This is a genomic window from Verrucomicrobiia bacterium (assembly GCA_036405135.1).
GTDB lineage: Bacteria > Verrucomicrobiota > Verrucomicrobiia > Limisphaerales > JAEYXS01 > JAEYXS01.
Map to the genome: position 1 here is coordinate 17,047 of DASWYF010000034.1, position 14,674 is coordinate 31,720.

At 54.5% G+C, this 14,674-nt stretch carries 23 protein-coding genes; 20 read left to right on the plus strand and 3 right to left on the minus strand.

The genetic code is table 11. The features are described from left to right. Positions 1-32 precede the first annotated feature (32 nt). From VGH19_16010 to VGH19_16020, 3 genes are all read right to left on the minus strand, one after another. Positions 33-1,154, minus strand: a complete 1,122-nt coding sequence (locus tag VGH19_16010; GenBank protein ID HEY1172873.1) for an acyltransferase — start codon at positions 1,152-1,154, stop codon at positions 33-35. A 134-nt stretch (positions 1,155-1,288) separates the two neighbouring features. Continuing rightward, positions 1,289-1,675 carry a hypothetical protein gene (locus VGH19_16015; GenBank protein HEY1172874.1) on the minus strand — a complete coding sequence of 129 codons (387 nt, stop codon included), beginning with the start codon at positions 1,673-1,675 and terminating at the stop codon, positions 1,289-1,291. Then, positions 1,672-2,967 (minus strand): sulfite oxidase, encoded by a 1,296-nt coding sequence (locus tag VGH19_16020; GenBank protein HEY1172875.1) that lies wholly within the window; start codon positions 2,965-2,967, stop codon positions 1,672-1,674. The genes VGH19_16015 and VGH19_16020 overlap by 4 nt, the downstream gene beginning before the upstream one ends. 127 nt (positions 2,968-3,094) lie before the next feature. On the opposite strand from VGH19_16020, the gene glnS reads away from it, so the two are divergent. The 20 genes from glnS (at position 3,095) to VGH19_16120 (ending at position 14,671) form a co-directional block, all read left to right on the plus strand. Further along, positions 3,095-4,918 (plus strand): glutamine--tRNA ligase, encoded by a 1,824-nt coding sequence (gene glnS, locus VGH19_16025; protein ID HEY1172876.1) that lies wholly within the window; start codon positions 3,095-3,097, stop codon positions 4,916-4,918. A 423-nt stretch (positions 4,919-5,341) separates the two neighbouring features. Next, entirely contained in the window at positions 5,342-5,803 is a 462-nt protein-coding gene (locus VGH19_16030; protein HEY1172877.1) for a hypothetical protein, read from the plus strand. Positions 5,804-5,963: 160 nt separating this feature from the next. After that, a complete protein-coding gene (locus VGH19_16035; protein ID HEY1172878.1) occupies positions 5,964-6,113 on the plus strand; it encodes a hypothetical protein in 150 nt (49 codons plus the stop codon). Next, positions 6,110-6,574 carry a hypothetical protein gene (locus tag VGH19_16040; protein HEY1172879.1) on the plus strand — a complete coding sequence of 155 codons (465 nt, stop codon included), beginning with the start codon at positions 6,110-6,112 and terminating at the stop codon, positions 6,572-6,574. Before VGH19_16035 ends, VGH19_16040 begins: the two co-directional genes overlap by 4 nt. Before the next feature lie 97 nt (positions 6,575-6,671). Continuing rightward, positions 6,672-6,950, plus strand: coding sequence for a hypothetical protein (locus VGH19_16045; GenBank protein HEY1172880.1), 279 nt, complete (start codon positions 6,672-6,674; stop codon positions 6,948-6,950). Next, on the plus strand, positions 6,950-7,330 hold the full coding sequence (locus VGH19_16050; GenBank protein HEY1172881.1) for a hypothetical protein: 381 nt from the start codon (positions 6,950-6,952) through the stop codon (positions 7,328-7,330). Before VGH19_16045 ends, VGH19_16050 begins: the two co-directional genes overlap by 1 nt. Then, positions 7,327-8,718 carry a hypothetical protein gene (locus VGH19_16055; GenBank protein ID HEY1172882.1) on the plus strand — a complete coding sequence of 464 codons (1,392 nt, stop codon included), beginning with the start codon at positions 7,327-7,329 and terminating at the stop codon, positions 8,716-8,718. Before VGH19_16050 ends, VGH19_16055 begins: the two co-directional genes overlap by 4 nt. Beyond that, positions 8,715-8,951, plus strand: coding sequence for a hypothetical protein (locus tag VGH19_16060; GenBank protein ID HEY1172883.1), 237 nt, complete (start codon positions 8,715-8,717; stop codon positions 8,949-8,951). The genes VGH19_16055 and VGH19_16060 overlap by 4 nt, the downstream gene beginning before the upstream one ends. A gap of 15 nt (positions 8,952-8,966) precedes the next feature. After that, the gene (locus VGH19_16065) at positions 8,967-9,194 is read left to right on the plus strand and encodes a hypothetical protein (protein HEY1172884.1); all 228 of its coding nucleotides are present in this window, start codon (positions 8,967-8,969) and stop codon (positions 9,192-9,194) included. 3 nt (positions 9,195-9,197) lie between these two features. Continuing rightward, positions 9,198-9,743 carry a hypothetical protein gene (locus VGH19_16070; GenBank protein HEY1172885.1) on the plus strand — a complete coding sequence of 182 codons (546 nt, stop codon included), beginning with the start codon at positions 9,198-9,200 and terminating at the stop codon, positions 9,741-9,743. 383 nt (positions 9,744-10,126) lie between these two features. After that, on the plus strand, positions 10,127-10,276 hold the full coding sequence (locus VGH19_16075) for a hypothetical protein (GenBank protein HEY1172886.1): 150 nt from the start codon (positions 10,127-10,129) through the stop codon (positions 10,274-10,276). Beyond that, on the plus strand, positions 10,260-10,880 hold the full coding sequence (locus VGH19_16080) for a hypothetical protein (GenBank protein HEY1172887.1): 621 nt from the start codon (positions 10,260-10,262) through the stop codon (positions 10,878-10,880). The genes VGH19_16075 and VGH19_16080 overlap by 17 nt, the downstream gene beginning before the upstream one ends. Before the next feature lie 261 nt (positions 10,881-11,141). Beyond that, positions 11,142-12,185, plus strand: coding sequence for a hypothetical protein (locus VGH19_16085; protein HEY1172888.1), 1,044 nt, complete (start codon positions 11,142-11,144; stop codon positions 12,183-12,185). Between the two features lie 66 nt (positions 12,186-12,251). Then, entirely contained in the window at positions 12,252-12,581 is a 330-nt protein-coding gene (locus VGH19_16090) for a hypothetical protein (protein HEY1172889.1), read from the plus strand. After that, positions 12,581-12,772: a hypothetical protein gene (locus VGH19_16095; protein HEY1172890.1), complete on the plus strand. Its 192-nt coding sequence runs from the start codon at positions 12,581-12,583 to the stop codon at positions 12,770-12,772. Before VGH19_16090 ends, VGH19_16095 begins: the two co-directional genes overlap by 1 nt. Next, positions 12,769-13,146 carry a hypothetical protein gene (locus VGH19_16100; protein HEY1172891.1) on the plus strand — a complete coding sequence of 126 codons (378 nt, stop codon included), beginning with the start codon at positions 12,769-12,771 and terminating at the stop codon, positions 13,144-13,146. The genes VGH19_16095 and VGH19_16100 overlap by 4 nt, the downstream gene beginning before the upstream one ends. A 1-nt stretch (position 13,147) precedes the next feature. After that, on the plus strand, positions 13,148-13,507 hold the full coding sequence (locus VGH19_16105) for a hypothetical protein (GenBank protein HEY1172892.1): 360 nt from the start codon (positions 13,148-13,150) through the stop codon (positions 13,505-13,507). After that, positions 13,504-13,848 carry a hypothetical protein gene (locus VGH19_16110; protein ID HEY1172893.1) on the plus strand — a complete coding sequence of 115 codons (345 nt, stop codon included), beginning with the start codon at positions 13,504-13,506 and terminating at the stop codon, positions 13,846-13,848. The genes VGH19_16105 and VGH19_16110 overlap by 4 nt, the downstream gene beginning before the upstream one ends. Positions 13,849-13,877: 29 nt before the next feature. Next, the gene (locus tag VGH19_16115; protein ID HEY1172894.1) at positions 13,878-14,357 is read left to right on the plus strand and encodes a hypothetical protein; all 480 of its coding nucleotides are present in this window, start codon (positions 13,878-13,880) and stop codon (positions 14,355-14,357) included. Positions 14,358-14,359: 2 nt separating this feature from the next. Continuing rightward, on the plus strand, positions 14,360-14,671 hold the full coding sequence (locus VGH19_16120; protein ID HEY1172895.1) for a hypothetical protein: 312 nt from the start codon (positions 14,360-14,362) through the stop codon (positions 14,669-14,671). Positions 14,672-14,674: the final 3 nt, after the last annotated feature.

Below are 14,674 nucleotides of genomic sequence, written 5' to 3' on the forward strand. Positions count from 1 at the left end.
TTGAAACTCCATCAGCCAAAACTGATGGAGTTTTATTTTCCAGATGCTGACTTCAAAAATCCTTTCCCGAAATTGATACTGGGCACTTCCACATAACGATAAAACAGATTCGCCAGTAAAACCACGGCAGGCCACAATAACAAGCAGGCGGCAAAAGTGACTAGCGGATGAACTGCGACACCGGTGATATAACGGGCTTTCAGCCACGGAATCATCATCAAAAATGGCTGATGCAGCAGATATATGCTGTAACTCCACAAGCCGGCCTGGCGCAGATGTACGACGGCAAAACTGGAAGAAATCGGCAGCTTGATGGAACCGCTCAAAAGGCGACTAAAGATGACAAACGTCGTTAATGCTGCGAAAAGGAAGGTTAAAGGCTCCAAAGGCTTCACTTGATAGCTGACGATCATCAAAATAAGCCAAGGCCAAAGGGGCAGCTTAGCGAGCGAGGGTTCTTGACGATTTATATAGGCATCGGCAAGCCATGCCCCCAAAGTCCAACTAAACCAATAGGCCAGCGGCATGTCAGTGAACCAACGAGGCAGGGGTTGTGACCAGGTTTGAGTGATCCCGGTGATTACGCGTATGGAGCCTTCTATCAAAGCAAGCAGGCATAGCGCTCGTGTCCACCCCAAGCGTTTTATCAATACCAACAGCACAGGATACAGCAAGTAGAGCTGGACCTCGACGGCAATGCTCCAGAACGAAGGATTGATTGCATAGAAATCTGTTTCGAAGAAATTCTGCAGTGAGAGCACATGCACAAAAAAATCCAACCAACCGGTGCCGGAATAGGAGATGCGCGAAACAGGCAGGACAAAAGCAAAGAAAAGCAAAGCCATCAAATAGGGGGGATAGATGCGCCAGAAGCGACGGATGAAAAACGGCTTAAAACCGTCTGCATGATTCTTTTGAAAACTCAGATGGATGCAAAAACCGCTGATGACGAAGAAAAGCGCCACAGCCATTTTCCCATAAGTAAATGGAAGTAAAAACAACAGAGTGTCAGAGTATCTGTAATCACGAATGATTCCATCCCAAGGCAAGTTGTCACCGAACGATGAATTCAGGCAGTGAAAAAGAAAGACGGCGAAAACGGCAACACCACGGAAGATGTCGAGAAAATCAATATGGTCTGGCGATGATTTCACAGTGCGGCGACATCGTAAACAGTGCCACCAATAGCAAACTTGGCCAAACCATAGAAATAGGTGCTGATAAAGCAAGCAAGGACAAGCCCCCCACTCACCCGGATTTATTTCACAGAGCCGGATCAGCTCAAAAATCACCAAATCGGATTAGGCCGGTAGAGTGGCGCTCCCCAAGGGGTTTCTTTAGCCTTTTCCAATCCGGGGTCTGAGGGAGGTTGGGTGGCGGCAAGATAATCGAGAATCTGATTGCGGATGGATGGCGCGATCGGCCACATGCCGTTTTGCTTCTGCATCTTCGTGATCGTTTGATCCCAGCGTTCACGGGGCAGATGGGTTGCAGCGATGACGGCGGTGGAATGGCACGGCATGCAGTTGGCAAGAATCAATTCACGTCCTTTGCCGGGTTTCAACTGTTCGATCGCACTGATGTTGGATGGAGAAAGCGGTGGTGCATCAGCGGCGTGAAGGCAGCCATAAGCCAATACGGCTAGCGCCAGGAATGATTTGAGCGCATGTCTCATACGGCTTTGATGGCGATGCGGTGCATGGCGTTATTCGCGTAGCCTTCCGGGTTCCAACCCGGCACAAGCATCGGTTGCATCTTGCCAATGTGATCGGTGGCGCGAGCCCATAATTCATAGTAGCCCTTTTTCGGCAACTTGACTTCGGCGGTCCATCGTTGCCAGGCGAATTTGTTGCGAGGCTTTTTGATCTCGCACTTGATCCAGGTGGCACCGAAATCATAGCTGACGTGCATGGCGGTGACGTCGCCGGAGCCGCTCCATGCGTGACCACGCAATGCGAGCGGCTTGTTCACTTGGGTTTCCATGCCAGAGGCGACATTTGTGATGAGTGATTTCACGGGCAATTCCTCGAGAATCGCCATGTCTTGCGGTGGCACTTCAGTGCCGGGGGCGACGGGATATTTTGGCATGCGGTAGGACATGCCGGTCATCTTCTCGCCATCGTGTTCACGGTCACGCACCCAGATGCGCTTGAGCCATTTGCCTGATGTCGAGGCAGGCCAACCAGGGCACATGAGACGTAGCGGCCAGCCGTGTAAGGCGGGCAGGGGTTCGCCATTCATATTCCAGACGAGCATGGTGTTTTCATCCAGCGCCTTGACGATAGGCACACCGCGAGAGATCGCATTCTTGTTCGGCAAGCGGCTGAGGTGCGGGTCTTCGCCATAGTAACCGATGTAAACGGCGGAGGATTTCAAACCTGCATCTTTGAGAACATCCTTCAGCAATACGCCAGTATATTCAGAACATCCGACGCCCCCGAGAGTCCATTGATTGCCGCTTGTAGGCGGATTGAATCCAGCACGACCATTGCCAGCGCATTCGAGGACAAGTGCGCGGGTGTAATTTTTGTAGTTCTTTTTGAGCTGATCGAGTGTGAGTTGGAGAGGCTTGTTCACTTCGCCATCGATGGTGAGATTCCAGCCCGTGAGGTCTTTTTTCTCAGCGCGTTCGGGAACATGGCCGTTGTTGCGAATGAAATGGTGTTCGATAGGCGTGATATCAGCATCAAGCAGAGTAGGGGGTGTCTCGGCGTTCAGGGGGCGATCACCGAGGATGCGTAAGCCGCGTTTACCAGGTATTTCTGTGATGGGAGTTGCGGTAGCTTGTTGGGCCAAGGCCTCCGGAATCAGGCCGGAGGCGAGTTTATCAGCAAACGGAATCGGCGCGCCCAAAGCGGCAGCCAAGGCGGCCAGACCGCCAGTTTTCAGGAAATGCCGCCGGTTCAAATCGGCGCTTATGGATGGCCCGGCGGTTTCTTCAAATGAGTCGCGAAACGTTTGTTGCATGATGGTCTGTATGCCTGGCGCGGTAGCACCTCAGCGATAAAGGTATAGGTAAAGACTACATCCAGAATTTTTCTATTCAACCGAGATGTGCTTACTTAGACTACCGGCCTATTTTTGAGCGGGAATTATGAGCGAAGCAAATGCAGTTGGAACTCCTGAGAACAACGAGCCAGTGCGTCCGTCGGATTTCATCCGGGACATCGTGGCGGCTGATTTGGCGTCCGGGAAGCACCAGCAAAGCATCACTCGTTTCCCGCCTGAGCCGAACGGTTACCTGCACATCGGACATGCGAAATCCATTTGTCTGAATTTCGGCATAGCGCATGAGTTTGGCGGTATCTGCAATCTGCGCATGGATGATACGAACCCGACCAAGGAAGAGGTCGAGTATGTGGAATCTATCATCGCTGATGTGAAATGGCTGATTGGTGGCTGGGCGGATGGTCAATTCGGTTTGAAGCCAAAAGGCAAGACGCCAGATACCACGACGGTAAATGGCAAATCGGATTTCCATCTGCCGGCTGTGGTCGGCAAGCCTGAGGAAGCGGGCAAATTACTGGAGCCTTTTTACGCATCAGATTACTTCGATCAGATCTACGAGTATGCGGTGCAATTGATCAAAAAGGGCAGGGCGTATGTGTGCGATCTGACTCCTAAAGAAACGGACGAGTATCGTGGAGCGCCGGATAAGCCGGGCAAGGATAGTCCGTATCGCAATCGCAGTATCCAGGAGAATCTCGATCTCTTCACGCGGATGAAGAATGGCGAGTTTCCTGATGCCACCCGGACCTTGCGTGCGAAGATCGATATGGCATCGCCGAACGTGTGGTTGCGCGATCCATTGATCTATCGCATCCGGCACGCAGCGCATCATCATACCGGTGATAAATGGTGCATCTATCCGCTGTATGATTTTGCACATTGCTTGAGCGATTACATCGAAGGCGTGACGCACTCGATCTGCACATTGGAATTCGAGGTTCATCGTCCGCTTTACGATTGGATTCTTTCGAGCCTGGAATTGCCACGTCCATTGCCGCACCAGTTCGAATTCGCGAAACTCATTCCGAGCTACATGATCGTTTCCAAGCGGAAACTCATCCAGCTCGTGAATGAGAAAATCGTCACGGGTTGGAGCGATCCGCGGATGCCGACAATCTCCGGTTTGCGACGTCGCGGAATTCCAGCAAGCGCCATCCGGCAGTTTGCTTACAACATCGGCGTGACGAAGTATCGCAGCGTGACGGACATCGCGGTGTTCGAGCATGCGATCCGTGATGACTTGAACAAGCGTTCGTGGCGACGGCTGGGCGTGTTGCGACCGATCAAGGTCGTGCTGACGAATATCGGTGAAAATGAAGTCATCGAGTTCGATGCGACAAACAATGCCGAAGATCCGAATGCCGGCACGCGCAAGATCAAGTTCACGCGTGAGGTGTTCATCGATCAGGAGGACTTCATGGAAGTTCCACCACCCAAGTATTTCCGTCTGAAGCCCGGTGGCGAGGTGCGGCTAAAATACGCGTGCATCATCAAGTGTGACGAGGTCATCAAGGATGCCGCGGGAAATGTCACCGAGCTGCGTTGCACGGCAGATCTGGAAACCCGGTCTGGCGGCTCCAATGCAGCCAAGAAGGTCAAAGGTACGATCCATTGGGTCAGCGCCAACAACGCCGTGGATGCCGAGGTGCGTCTGTATGAGCGGTTGTTCACGGAGGCTGAGCCGGAAAAGGACGGCCGGGATTTCAAGACGGTCCTGAACCCGAACTCGCTGGAAGTCGTGAGCGCCAAGCTGGAAGCATCGCTGGCAGACGCCAAGGCGGAGAGCCGGTATCAGTTCGAACGAGTCGGCTACTTTGCTTTGGATAACGACAGTCAGCCGGGCAAGTTGGTATTCAATCGAATCATCACGCTTAAGGATGCTTGGGCCAAGGAAGCCAAGAAGGCTTAAGGAAAGCCTTAACCACCACAGCTGGAACCCCATGAATCAGACGGGGAGGCTTAGTCGTTTTCGCCTATAGCTTTATTAAACATAACAAACAGGCTGCTTTTCGTTAAAATAGGTAGGATTCAAGTCGGGCCGAGAAATGGGCCTGATGTCAGTTGCCGCTGAAACGACCCCTCAAAAAAAACTACGTGGACCGAAAAAGCGTCGGTTCATGTCGTTTGTAGTGCCTGCGAAAGGGGAGCAGGCAGAAAAAACCGTCCGTCTGACTGTCAGCTCTTCCTGCTTGACTTTCAGGGAGCATTATTCGCGCAAGCCTCTCAAATTGTCGCTCGTTGCTGCATGGCAGCACGCGGACAACATGGCTAACGCGCCGCTCTTCACTGCGCCTGAATCTCCAACGTTGTTCACGAAAGCTGGAGGTGCATCGTGAATATCCCGCTTCCTCCTCCCGGCATGGTGATTCTGAATTTCAACGGCAGCTTCGCCGATGTGCGAGCGGCCATTGATCTGTCAGGACTCAAATTTTACGAACCCGCTGGCGTAATGGAAGGCTCCGTAAACCATGCGCTTGTCTCCGCTAATATCCAGCGCGTTGAATGTGTCCAGAGTCAACTTCATGTGCTCGTCACTGCTGCGGGTTCGCGCTTCCTGAAAGAAACGATCAACGGCAAGCAGGCCGTCCGTGGCGAACTGGTATTCATGGGCATAGACGCCCAAAAGAAAGAAAAACTGGCGTCCAAGCTCTGTGACGTTTGTGTTTTTCTCGATAAATCCAGCCTTCCGCAAAACGGGAGTAAGGTCGCGGTAGATGGCTTCAATATCAGTGAAGTGACTCATGGCGGGGACACTATCAACGCGGGCTCTGTCGTCAATGGAGGTGCATCGTGATCGCTGTTGATGACATTGGAAGGGCGCAAGATGATGAGCTTGTTGTAGAGGTTCAAAATCTGGCGGACATGCTGGCTCGTATTGCTGCGCGTGGTGAGTCTGTTAAGGCTATTGCGTGGAAGCTGGCTCTAGTGGCCGCTGAGATTGAAAGGAGGGCTCTATGACCTATCGCATGCAAATGCGGATGTGGGCATTGATGTGGCGCGGGACGCGTCGCACCTCGCCGCATGAGGCTTCGGTGTATCTCATGGAAGCCATCACGTTCCGAAACATCGACAGGAACTTCGTGGGAACGGGGGTGCTGTCGTGAACGTTCTATCACTCGTCGTTCTCTACGTGGCCGTCACTTCGGCCATTTCATCTCTCGCTGTGCTTGCAATCTTCCGCTGTGCGGTATCGAAAATGCACACGTGGGAGGATCTGCGGGGCGTCGCTTACATCATCGCCTTCATGTCGCCGCTCTACGGCTGGTTCCTGTGGGCCGTGCTGCTCTTTGTGGCGGCTTTGGGCTTCCATGACGTGTGGAGGCGGCGGAAAGCGGAGGCGGCTCGTTTCGTCCCTGAGCAAGACTGTTGGCAGGACATATCAACGGCTCCGGTTTCCCGCATTATTTTGGTGCAAGACGCTGGGTGGGATGTCTGGGTGGTCTATCAAACTGCTCCCGGAATATGGATGGTTTGCCGTCCTGACGCGGTGAACTACGCGGCTCGCCCTGGAGATGTTGCGGACTTCAAACTCTGGTGCCCGATGCCGAGGCTTCGCTCGATATGAATAACGAGAGCGAATTAATTGCGGCCATCATCGGCGGTGCGGTTTACCTCGCCGTCGTGGTGGTCGCAATTACGTGGGACGAAAGGGGGCGGCGGAAATGAAAGCCCTTGGCCGCAATGCTCAATTCCGCATGCTCGCGTGGTTCTATAACCACCCTGAGCAGATTTTCCGCCCGCCTTACTTTGGGGCGATTGCTGAAAAGAAAATCGGCATCACTGACCCTCGCGCCGTCTGGCTCATGGATGTGCTTTGGCTTTTTTCAAAGCAGCTCCATTTGCTGCCTGAAATCGCGGTTCGTAACGGACATGGGGATTGGATTGAAGGCTTCCTCGCGCACGCCCGTATGCCCGATTACCCGCAACCCCCTCAAATCTGATGGAATACGAAATCCATCCTAAACCCGGCTCCCCCGATCAACTTCCCACGTGGATGATGAACGCGAGGAGTTGGGTCAATTTGCGGCCTACGTTTGACGAGATGGTGGCGGAGGCTGCTTCGGAGCTGAATCACTGCATCACGCTTTATCCGCTGCTGGTGAGGCAGGGGGAGATGACGGAGCAGCAGTCGCAGCACAAGCTCGCGTGCAAAGCCGCTACGCTCGAATACCTCCGCACGTTGGCTGAATTAAATGCGCCGGATTATGCCGAGGTGAAGGCGTATCGAATTAATCGCGCTCGCAAACGCCCGCAGGGCTGGTGCGGGCATGGGCTCAAAAAGGCGGAGTGCCCGGAGTGTTCAAAGGTGGTGGAACCATGACAAAAGAACTGCCGCTAAAGCGTGCGAATAAATCGGAACCATTCTTCCGCATGGAGCTGGTTCCGGCTGCTAAAAAAGCCATCTGGCGGGCGAACACGGGGCACAAGATTCGGGATGATGATTTAATTGATACGCAGGCGGCGCGTGAGAAATTGAAGCGGCAGACAGAAACTATCGTGGACCGGCTGGCGATGGTCTGGCACGAAACCAAGGGGCGATGGGGCGCGAAATTGCGGATTCACAGTGATCTAACAATGGTCTGCTCAGTGGAGAATGTTTCCCGGCCTCTGCCGGGTTTCGCGCATCAGGTATTTTTGCCCATCATGGCCCATGACTCACGGGCCGCATTAATTAAAGAGTTCCAGCTTTGGATGGAACGGCACCAATATACGCGCTACTACGTCGTAACAACGGGCGAGCGGTGCGGCATCGGTGAATTAAAAGACCGCTTCCAGTGGTTGCATGAGCAGATTTCCGAATTCCGTCGCTGGCTGCGGACGATGCCGGAATATCACGGTATCGAAGTCGTTTTGCGCTGTGATGAGTTCACTATCCGGCGCGAAAGCAACGGCATCTTGAGCTTCCATCCGCACACGAACCTTGCAATTCACTTCCCCCGATTAATCGGCGGGCGCAATCTGGACAAGGAAGAGCGGAGCGCGGCCTTCCTGCAATTCAAGGCCCGCGTGGATGCGTTCTTTGGCACGCACGTCAAGGACAACGGATTAATTCGGAACCAGCGCGAATTAATCAAATACATCTGCAAATACGAAAAGGACGCGTCTGGCGATGGCACCATAGGGCTTTTGGACGTTACACCCTATGAACTGGCGGAAATCTACTCCGTGCGCCGTGGGCTCAAGCCTGTGCAAACGCTAGGTGATTTCAAAAAGTTCCGTGGTGGGCTTCGCCGGGACCGCAAAAAGGTCGTCTCCAAGTGGTTTGAAAAACTTGGGCAATTCAAACTCACGACATACGACCAAGGCCCGGTGAAGAAAAAGGAAGTCGTTGAGGATCTGTTGCCGAACCGGCGCGAGATAGCTCATAAAAACCAACTGGTGGCGATTACAGACCCTTCGCCGTGGCATGATGTGGTGGCACGGCCTGCGGTCATCATCCGCAATTTTGACGGGAATTACCAAGGATTGCGCGACTCTCTGAAATTAGGCGTTTTACGCGACTTTGTAAAAACGATTTGCGAACAACGCGCAATTTCGCGTGCGACTAAGGACGGCTCTTCGGCTTCGTCATATTGGGTCCACACTTTCACGGAAACTCCGGAAGGTTTTTTTGACCCAGACCCATCCGGTTGTGCATGGGATGACATGCCACCACCAGAAATGGTGGAAGAGTGGGCAGATAACCACCTGATGAACGGAAAAATATGAGCGAACTGTTAAAACCCGACTGGGATTCGTGGAAGATTCATACCCGCAAAGAGCGGAAGGAAGTCATCTGCGAAGCATTGAAGCTTTTGGGCAACAATCCGAATAACTGGATTAATAGCCTGATTAATCGTGCTGCGCCTGCGCTGTGCCGTGCTGCGGACCGGCGTAAGGCAGAATTACGCAAGCTTGTCAATAGGGGCAAAACGAACCGAAAGACAGGCGCGAAAAAATAGTTCACGGTGGCGAGCATGACGGATGGAACTGAACAGGCGGGCGCGAAGCCCAAGAGTGTAGAGGCGGCGGAACGGGGCAAGGCTCCCGCGAAGCAAGCGGCCAAGAAAGCCGCTGGCAAGCCCGCTAAAACGCAGACAACGGCACCGGCTGCGGTGTCACCAGCCAAGGCAACGAATGAACCAGCCAAGGAAGGTTTTTTTGCCCGGTTTACGAAAAGCTTGGCTGAGGAGTGGGGCCTTTGATCTATGGACGGCTCTGAACTTGAAATTCCGCCTGTGGTGGATGCTTCACCGGGGCAACCTGCGGAACCGGGTGCTGTCGAATCTGGTGGCAGTCGTGCCGGACGGAAAAGCCGGGAAGAGGAAGTCGCTGCATGGCTCAAAGCAAACGGCCTTGAAACAGTTCCCGCAGGTGGCGACGGGCCTGCGGGAGATGAAGTGGCGGATGGTGGCGACTTTGATGAGGCTGGCACTCGGATGGGGCTTGAAATGGTGGTGGACTCGGTTGACTCATGCGCGGTCGCTTACGTTGGCAGCAAGGCGGAACGCATCACGGGAAACGCCGAAGCCGGGGCCAAGTTCGGGCAACAAGTAGCGGTGAAGGAAAAGACACGCAACGTGATCGTGAACAGCGGTGTGGAGCTGTGCCGTAAGCATCAGGTGAACATCGGGCCGGAATGTCCGTTGATCGCGGGCGTGACACAGTGGGCCTATCAGGTGCGGACGGCGATTAAAGAGCTGGATGCCATCGCCCGGTGGCAGGAAGAGCAACGGGCGAAAAAGGCGCAATGAATTAATGCCTGTGCGTGTCGAATTAATAGGGAGCGGCAACTCCACGGGGCAAGGTCTAGTGACACGCACGGGCAGGATATGAGAGTAAAGCCTGAAAGCCTTGGAAGGCGAGTAAGGCGAACTGCGGGCGAGTGTAAAGGTTGCACGGTTGGCTCATAACCAACAAGACACGGTTCAATTCCGTGGCCCGCTACCAATCTTAAGTGGTGAACGGTTCTCCCGAATGGGGCTGCATTAATCAAACAGCAGGCACACGAACCAAGTAACCACCATTTTCTTATGTATAAATCCCGAAAGACAGCACGGCGGCAGTCCTTTGAATACTGGTGCTTCATCAGTGGCCGTTGGTGTCAGTGGGATTGGTTCAAATTCCGCATGCCGATATGAACGACGACGAATGGAAGCTGACTGGGATTCTTGTCGCCATGTGCGCTTTGTGTGTGGCTGTGGGTTACTACTACGGCGCGAAGGATTCAAAACGCGAACTGCTCAATCCTGAGAAAGTTTCCTGCTGTTGTGCAATACGACCATGACCCATTCCGTGTTTTGATCGTGGGCCAGTCTGGTTCCGGCAAAACAACCTTCGCCATCAACATGCTGCACGGCCTCAAGGCGTCGTGCATCTTCATTCCTGATACAGAGACGGAATTTCAGCACAAGCTGCGTAAGCCTGCTGGCCGGACGGCGGCGGAATTAATCGCTTTAATCAAAACGGGCTGGTGTCTTTTTGACCATAGCCAGATGTTTCCCGGTGAACCGCGTAAAGGGGTTGCGTGGTTCTCAAAATTCGCGTTCTACGCTTCGCACAAGATTCCCGGCCGCAAAGTCTATTTCAATGATGAGCTGCAAAAGGACGCGGGGCATGGCGAGCTTGGGGAGGGGTTCAAGCTAATTCTTGATACGGGCCGTCGCTACGGTTTGGACTTTGGTGGCATCTCTCAAGCTCCCAACCGGATTAATATGGTCGTGCGGGATCAATTAACTGAGGTGGTGGCGTTCAAGACCGTGGGCAAGCGTGCGCTGGAGTATCTGGAGGAAATGGACATGCCTTCCGATGACATAAAACGTCTCCCCCGAGGAAGCTACATTGCCCGCAATCTTTTGACCTCTGGCGAGTCCCGTGGCCGCGTATTCTGACCGCCCCATTTTGCCCCAAACGTTCCTATTCTGCCCCTAAAGACAATTCTGCGCGGATGCCGCATGAGTGGTGGCGTGAAAGGTAACGACTAACAAACGACTGGCGGCAAATATGATGGGCATCCTGAAAAGTAAGGCACTGTGGTTGACGATTGGCGGAACGCTTCTGACGCTCTTCCTCCTCAACCGGGCTCCGGCGAAAGTCCGGAATTTCATCAACAATACGGCACCTGCTGCCTAAGCGGGAGAGAGGGGGAATTAATGAGTCTTTTTCGTCCGATTAAAGAAACTCTCCTGCCGACAGCACAAAACAACGTGCTGGGCGGCTCCTGCGAGTTTGAGCTGACACGTGAGTATCCGATTGACCAGATGTATTTGGTCGTCAACGTCACCTGCTCTGGCGCGGCGGCAACGCCCTCGGCTGATGGTCTGTTTGGGTTGGTGAAGAAAATCCAGCTCACGGGGCAGGACAACGGCGTGAACCGCATGATTGTGGACGCGTCCGGGGCCACGCTGGTGGAACTGGGGTATCACACGAACGATGGCCGTTTGGACCGTAACACGCGTGGCCGTATCAACTCGGCTTCGGTGGCGGCAACGTCCTACGAGTTGATTGTTCCCATCAACTGCTGCCATCCGCAGTTCCCTGATCCGGTGGGCTCCATGCTGCTGCTGCCGGTGGACCGTTACAGCTCCAATCCCAAGCTCTCCATCACGTGGGGTGCGCAAGCGGATGTGGACGTGAATGGTGCGCCGACGTTCGCCATCTCAGCACTCACTGCGCGTCTGCGCGTCGTGCGCCGAATCGTGGACCGCCTCAACTGGCCAATCCTCAACTGGGAAATTTTCGAGCAGACGGTCAACGACGCGACAGGCGGCGGCGACAATCTGATGACGGACATTCCGTTGGGCGGCAACTATACCGGCATCCTCATGCGCTGCCAGACCTCCACGTCTGCGCGTGGCGACTACAGCGCGGGCGATTGGGATGTGCGGCTCAATACGCAAGTGCTAGACAAGTTCACGCTGCTGGACAAGCAACGCGAGAACGATTACAGCGCGGAAATCGGCACGGGCACGACGGACAGCATGAACGGAAGTTACTATCTGGACTTCGTGAATGACCGCCTCGGCGGCACGAACGATACCCGGAGCTGCTTTGGTTCGCTGCTGAATGCGAACTTCCTCGTCAACAGCGGTCTGGCCCTGCGCATCCGGCGCAACGTCAACGCGGCTGCGGGTCGCAAGACTACGTTCGCGTTCCATCGTATCCACGGCATTTTGGACGCTTTGAAATACAAGTAAGCGGCGACGGTGGTGGCAAAACTGGGGCCGCTGGTTCGTGATTAACCAGCGGCCTCTTTTCTACTTATGGAAGCGAATGATTTTTTCGGGAAGCTCTTCGAGAAGGGCTTGGGCGTCGGGGAGATGATGCTGGAGCGCGAGCTGTTTGGTGAACCTGCCAACGAGCGGGAAATGTTGGAAGAGCGCGAGCGGTGGAACCGAATCAACGGCTCTGGTTCCGTCAATTACGAGGCGTCACGCAATGCGCCTGCCGGGTGGTTTGAGACGTGGTTCGGCATCTCGAATGACGGGCGCAACGCGGCGTCGGTGGCGAATCCGAACCGGGGAATGTTCATGCTGGTGGGCGTCATTCTCTTCGTGGTTCTGCTGTTTGTTTTCTTCCGTAAGCGTGCGTAATGGCGGTGGAGATTCCAGAACGGGTGGCGGAGGAAATCGGGTGGCGTAACAGGCCCTTTGCGCGAGTAGAGGGCCTGTATCTCCCGCAGACCTCGTTGAACATCGCTCCGCAAGGGCAGGGTGGGGGCGGTCTGCCGGTCTGGGTGGTCGTGGTGGCGGTTGTGTTCCTTGTTTACTACTTCAAGCGATGAATGCGCGGGATCAATATATGACGGTGGGGCAACCGGTGCCCGTCCGTCCTGATGGTGACACGAAGGTTGCTCAGAACCAGCCGGGGGCGCGTCTGCGTAACGTTTCCCGCACGGGCGGGCCGGTGAAGGTGCTTTTGCCTGCGGGCGATACCAAGCTTGCGCTAGGTGATAATCCGCAACGGCGTCGGGCCATCTTCTGGAATAGCACACCTGGCATTGTCTATCTCGCGTTTGGGAGCCGTGCCACGACGACGGAATACAGCGTCGAAGTGGCGAGCGGGCAGGGCTACGAATTTTACTGCGATGATTTCAGCGGTGAAGTTTATGCGGTGGCCGTGAGTTCGGGGACGTTGCGCGTTACGGAATTCGTCTGATATGCCCTTCATCGGAAATACTGGCGGCGGGGGTAGTGGATTGGACCTAGTGAAGCGTTACGTGCTGTTCGCGGTGGCGGCGGGCACGCCGTCAATCGTGAAGGCTTCCGGGGTGAACAGCATCACGGACCACGGGGCGGGGGACTACACGATTAACTTTGATGCGGTGACTGATGCCAACTATGGCGTGGTGATGAATGGCCGGGCTTTGGCTGGCGCGATGAATGCCGGTTGGGTTGGGATGGAAAATCACGACTTCATCACGCGCACTACGACGGCGGTGCGGATCTATACGCTCGCTAGCAATGTCATCACGCCGACAGATTGGCCGTTGGGGTCAGTCGCCATTATCAATACATGAAGCGCATAGTTTACACTGATGAGCGAGGGGCTTTGTGCATCGTCATTCCGGCTGATGTGCCGCGAGTTGGTGAGACTGAGGCGGCGTGGCTTGGCCGTCATAAGTCGGTGGTGCCTGACGGCCTGAGCTGGTTCGTGGTGGACGAAAAAGATTTTCCGCCGACACGCGAGCTGCGGAACGCGTGGAAGCTGACGGCGATGGACAAGGTTGTTGTGGACCTTGCACGGGCAAAAGTGGTGGTGGCGGAACGGCTGACGGAAAAGGGCAAGTCGTTGCCGGTGGAAAAACAGGCGGCGATTACTGCGGCAAAAAACGTGGCGGAATTGTTGTTGGTGAAATGATTGAAGCTCCTCCAGTTCGGTTGGTGAGCATGTCGGATTTTTCCGGCGACAGGCAGGCGCGTTTTGAGCTGTTCGTGGCGGGCGGTGCTACGCCTCCGCCTATCGTGTTTGATTTCAGTGTGCCGGTGGACATGTATCGGCGTTACGTCTGGCTGGCTGCGGGCGTGTCCAAGCCTTACGGTGGCGGTTTGGTGAGCTGCCGGGGCGTCCTGCGGTTCATGCTGAATAACCGGGATATGTTGGTGCTGCCGTTTGAAGTCACGCTTGGCGGTGTCGGTGGCAACCGGACGGCGATTTCCTACGGTGATCCTGATTACCCGGTAGCGGGGCCGCAACCTTACATCAAACTGACGAATACCACGTCGAACAATTATCTCTACGTGCCGTGTTATCAGTTCAATGTGAAGTGCCAGCGCATTCGCATGGATATTGACCAAGGGAACTACGTGAACAGCGGGCAAAGCATCTTCCTTGGGGCGCAAGTGGTGAGCCAGTACGAAAGCATCTAGTTATGGCAGAATTTGGCGGATTTTTTTCAACGGATAGCGAGTCCACACAGTATTCGTCTCAAACGACGAACACGACGACGAACAACATTGCGGATAGCTACAATACGAACATCACCGAAACTCACCAGATTGAGAACGCGGGAAACACGGTGGTGTCGTTGGGAGGGTCTGGTGGTGGCGGTGCGCTGGATTTGGGCAACCTCACGGCATCGTTGAACGGCGACCCGGAGGCGATAAAGAAGATGGCCATTCAGGGCGTGATTGCGGTGATTCTAATTTTTGCGCTCTTGTGGGCGTTCAAGCGGAAAGGCTGAAAG